The 4,856-nt window shown below is 47.2% G+C and carries 5 protein-coding genes; 2 read left to right on the plus strand and 3 right to left on the minus strand.

Translation table 11 applies throughout. The features are described from left to right. The first annotated feature begins 230 nt into the window (after nt 1–230). The gene (locus tag QZP87_RS09065; RefSeq protein WP_291322596.1) at nt 231–557 is read left to right on the plus strand and encodes a hypothetical protein; all 327 of its coding nucleotides are present in this window, start codon (nt 231–233) and stop codon (nt 555–557) included. Nucleotides 558–686: 129 nt separating this feature from the next. After that, nucleotides 687–1,547: a DMT family transporter gene (locus QZP87_RS09070; RefSeq protein WP_291322597.1), complete on the plus strand. Its 861-nt coding sequence runs from the start codon at nt 687–689 to the stop codon at nt 1,545–1,547. A gap of 251 nt (nt 1,548–1,798) precedes the next feature. Here the strand turns inward: QZP87_RS09070 and QZP87_RS09075 are convergent, their stop codons facing one another. The 3 genes from QZP87_RS09075 to QZP87_RS09085 all read right to left on the minus strand — a co-directional run. Beyond that, on the minus strand, nt 1,799–2,737 hold the full coding sequence (locus QZP87_RS09075; RefSeq protein WP_291322598.1) for a transposase: 939 nt from the start codon (nt 2,735–2,737) through the stop codon (nt 1,799–1,801). Nucleotides 2,738–2,870: 133 nt separating this feature from the next. Next, on the minus strand, nt 2,871–3,695 hold the full coding sequence (locus tag QZP87_RS09080) for a hypothetical protein (protein WP_291322599.1): 825 nt from the start codon (nt 3,693–3,695) through the stop codon (nt 2,871–2,873). Between the two features lie 73 nt (nt 3,696–3,768). Continuing rightward, nucleotides 3,769–4,856: IS4 family transposase (locus tag QZP87_RS09085; RefSeq protein ID WP_291322600.1), on the minus strand; the 1,088-nt coding region annotated here is incomplete at its 5' end.

Raw genomic sequence — 4,856 nt, forward strand, 5'->3', positions numbered from 1 at the left:
AGGAGGAGCTATAATGCAGGATACGCAGGGAAAAATTAAGTCACAACACCTGAGACGCAGCGCCTATCTGTACGTGAGACAGTCTACTCTGCGGCAGGTGGTGGAAAACACTGAGAGTACAAAGCGTCAATACGCCCTTCGCCAGCGTGCTGTGCCTTGGATGGACCCTGGAGCAACTTGTGGTCGTTGACAATGATCTGGGCCAATCATGAGCCTCAGCAGCAGACCGGATGGGTTTTAAAGAGTTAGTGACGGATGTGGGACTGGGGCTTGTCGGTATCGTCATCGGGCTGGAGGTGAGCAGGCTTGCGCGCAACTGCACAGATTTTGGACACTTAGCTCAGGTGCTCCCCCCGCCGCGCAAGCGGCTGATGCCTTTTCCTTGCGGGTCCTGTCACGCCTGTGGCGTGAATGAATGCAGCGACAGTTGCCCTGAAAGGATTCAACTGGGTTCTTATTCCCGCAAGGAAAAAACATGCTTCTTCAATCTCATTTATCTGTGTCAATCTGCCTGCCCGGTGAATAGACGTTATGTCTCAGCGCAGTTTATCCCGTGAAACAGTCCCTTGGGACTCCCCAAAGGGGGTTTCACTGGGACGGATTTCACTGGGTGTGATCTGTGGGCCAAAAACTCTTTTCTTTAATGGGTTGCGGGCATAGCCCGCGTTAGGCTTGAATAAGCTGTTATGGAACTCTGGTATGTCTATTCTCTGTCAGCGCTTCTGCTCCTTGGCGGACAGCGCTTTTTGTATAAAGTGTCTGCAGCCCGGAACTGCAGCACTTTCAGAACCACGTTTGTTTTTATGGCCACTGTGGCCGTGCTGGCCAGTGCTGTTACCCTGACCAGGCGGCCGGAAATCAGCGCTCCGGGATTTCTGATTTTCATATCCATGGCCAACAGCCTGACCTTTGCCAGCGCCACCCTGTGCCATATCCAGGCACTGAAATACGTGCCTGCAGCGGTTGCCTATCCTTTGATCCGCATGAACATTGTCCTGGTGGTCCTGTTCGCGGTGTTTTTTCTCCAGGAAAGCCTGGCACCGCAACAGATAATCGGGCTTTTGTTTTCACTGGCAACTGTATGGATCCTGGGCCGGGACAGAAAAACCGGTTTTCAGGCCGAATTACGGGGCAGAGGGCTTTTGCTGGTTTTCCTGGCCATGCTGGCCGGGGGCCTGTCCGCCATCACCTGTAAATACGCAGCTGATCACACGGATATCTGGGCCTTTATTGCCCTGTCCTACATTTTCTCCACCCTGTTCACTCTGGCCCTGTCCCCGAGGATGTTCGCCAATACTCAGGATCAACACCGGGGAAAGATCTCCCTGGGCATTGGGCTGATCATGGGTCTGCTCAACCTGGCCGGTTTTTATCTTTTTCTAAAGGCCCTGGCCCTGGGGCCGTTGTCCATTGTGGCTGTAGTCAACGGCATGCATTTTCTGGTGCCGGTGCTGCTGGCGGTTATTGTATTCAAAGAGCGTCTGGATGCTTCCCGTCTGCTGGGACTGGCCCTGGCCCTGGCTGCCCTGTGGCTTTTGAGGGCCTGAGGAACAGTAGGAATTATCGGCTGTTTTACGGTTTGAGGTCGGCAAAAGTGCCTGTCCCCGGTGGCCGAGGCGATAATTTACACAAAGTGTCGCTGTAGTGATATTGACGTATCATTTTGTGCTCAAAACGACTCATTGTTCTGAAGCCCGCTTATGGATAAAGCATCCTGGAGCAATTAATCATCATTATTTGCCCGGGTTTCCATTGTATAGCCTACCTTGCTGAATTTTATAAGATTTTTTTAACGCTGTTATTCGAGATCGGCAACTTTACTTTGCCCCAATCTTTTCATGGAATATAAACCCTTCACACCGCTAACCGGAGTGAATATCCTTGTATCCTTGGACCCCAGCAGGTGCTTGAGCTGATCAAAGACCTCCTGCACAAAGTCCTTCCCGCCGATAACTCCCGAGTCAGAAAAATACCGGCATCTGTACCTGAACCGCTCTGACCTGGTTATTTTGCAGCCTTTTTTTCTGGCTTTCTCAACAACCTTTTTATCCATGGTCATGCCATTACCCGCATCCAAAGCGCCGGTCTCTTCAATAAACTGCCTGTATTTGCGGACGATCTCTTTGGGGTCCAACTCGTTCCATTCCTTGAGGCCAAAATCAGTGGATAAGAAACCGTCTTTGTTCCCGGTCTGGGTATGATAACCAAGTGAACTCCAGGGGTAGTCCTCAGGCTTTTTTACTATTCCAGCCCGTATGGGATTGAGGTCTATGTAGGCCAGCATGTTCACAAGGGTGCTGCCTTCCTGAACAATCATGGACTTAAAACGCTCACCCCAGAAGAAGCCCTGTCTGTTATGCTGCCTATTATAATACCGGGAGAAGGTCTGCTTGATCTCCCGGACGAACTCAGAAAGATCAGTCCATTTCTTGCTGAACTTTTCCATCTCCTGGTCCCCGAAATTTATATTCTCACCATAGCGTTGGACAAATCTGTCCTGAACCTCCTGCCTGGTAGCGTAGTCCCTGGGGTAAATCTTTACAGCCAGGTGCCAGTGGTTGCCCATAATTGCGAAACCAAGGACATCTATATAGTAAATACTGCTGAAATACTTGATAATTTCCAGAAGACGGTTTTTCTCAATATCGCCCAAAGGCAGGCCTGGCAGAGCAGTGCGGGATATTACATGGTATACGGTTGGTCTGTGAGGCAGGGTAAACCTGGCGTTTTTAGGCATGTTGAACCTCCTTGTGATGAGGGTTAGTGTCTATGGAAAAAGAGGTAGACGAAATGAGGATGAATGTCCATCATTTTTTGTCTGTCCCAGTCAGACACCACAAACATGCAGGCAAAGTGTCGCTGTAGTGTTATTATTCTTGACGATCAAGTACAGTGTTCGATTTGTTGTAGGCAAGCCTTACTTTATTTAAAGCTTTAAAAAGGCCTGCCTGGTCATCTGGATCTGATACTGCAACTTGTGCAAATTCAATGCTTGCCTTTACCAGGCTAAATGCGGGACTAAATATTGCCGGATCGGATGCCTTAGCTTTTAATTTTTTAGAGCCACTGGAAAGCTCATTTAATTCAGACCTCCAATTATTAAGAGGCTTATTCGTATTTTCTTTCTTTTTTTGGCTATCATTTTTAGCATCATCAAAACTTTCAACAATACGATTGTTTTGCTTAGCTATCATATAGGATTCCTTCAATTCACGTTTTACTCCACTACCAAAAAAGATGTTATGTGCCTGAAAGAATCCATCATATATAATTTTACCTTGAAATGGCAATAATACTGTTTGGACATAAATAGGGAGGCGAGAACGATGAATCATTTCATCAAAATTTTGATAGAGAGCTAACACTCCGTAGACTTCATTTTTTTGAATGAATATTGTACATCGTTTTAAAAATCTTTCAATATGGAAATATCCTTTAACAAAGCATTTCCATCCAGAAATAATATCTAATCTCTCTTTAGATAAATTCTGGGGGTTTTCTTGAATATAAGAATCAATAATTTTAATATCCGAATAAAGAGCTGCGCGGACTTCAAACTTTTCTTCTGTGGAACATTTAATATATTCTTCCAAGCTTTTAATATTATCATTTATTTTGTGTTTTTGATTGACAAAATATTGAAGCCCCCACATCAGATCAAAAAAAAGATGAGCGTCTCTATCCGATAATCTCATGACTTCTCCAATTGTTTTTTTAAATACGATCTATGATTTTTATGTAGCCGAACAAGTAATTATATGTATCTGTTTAGCGCTTTGCATGTGGCATGGGGACTGGCTCTCCCGGCCCTAAGCGCCTAATGTCTGGACTGCTTGCCGCTTTTTTTTGGGGATATGCCTTCAAAACCTTAATCTCAGTATCCGAAAAGAGCACCTCAGGTGGCAGTCCTGGAACTTCCCGGCCCAGAAGAGTCATGAGCATAATTCGCCAGGCGATGACCAGGTTAATGGCTATGGCCCGACTCAGGCGTTTAGCTGTGTTATGGGATAAATCTTCTACCTTGCATCCGTTTTTGAGAACCCGGTGCCAGTCTTTGATGCGCCAGCGCTTACAGTACCGATTAAGGCATTGCTGGGCATCTTCGAAGGTACTGATGGGTATTGTATTCAACAAAAACCATTCTACAGGTTCTTCTTCTGCAGGCGCATGCTCCTCTCGGGCGTGCACCACCCACACGGTAATCGGCTCCTTATCTGCAATGTGCCTGCCGGGCTTCAGCTTGACCTTTTTTGTCCGCAGAACCAGAGTGGCCTGACGTGCATCCCTTCTGGGTCTGGCTTTCATTTTACTTTTCTTGCTCCAGGCGCTTTGTCGCGGAACCGTGATATCGACCCGGCCCAGAATCGGGGCCTGACTGACCAAGTCAAACATTTTGCCGTTTTCTTGATCAATTTTGCAATCATGCCTGGCACGAACAAGCAGCTCAACAAGGCCGTGCTTTCGTTGCTCGTCAAACAGCTCAAAAAAATCAGCTTCCCGGTCACAGACATCAGTCAACCGAATGCCTGGAAGTTCTTGCTTTATTTTAACCATGTCTCGATGGTGATCGAGCCAGACATGATTTTTCTTTTCTTCGATGGGCACCTGAGCCCTGGTTCTGTTGCCATTATCCAGCTTCGGTTCAGGAGCATTCCATGTGGCGTGCAGCACACCCAAAGGCAACCCCTCCGGGGTGACTGCCAATGAGGAATGCAAGTGTAAGCCCTGACTTTGGGCCTTGGTCTGGTTCTTGCCGATGACACCCAGACCTGAGCATTTATCCAGGTTGTTGTAGTTCAGATCTGTTCCGTCCTGCAGACACAGCACATCCTGGACCGCACTCATCCTTTGAATTG

The sequence above is a fragment of the Desulfonatronospira sp. genome (assembly GCA_003563255.1).
GTDB lineage: Bacteria > Desulfobacterota > Desulfovibrionia > Desulfovibrionales > Desulfonatronovibrionaceae > Desulfonatronospira.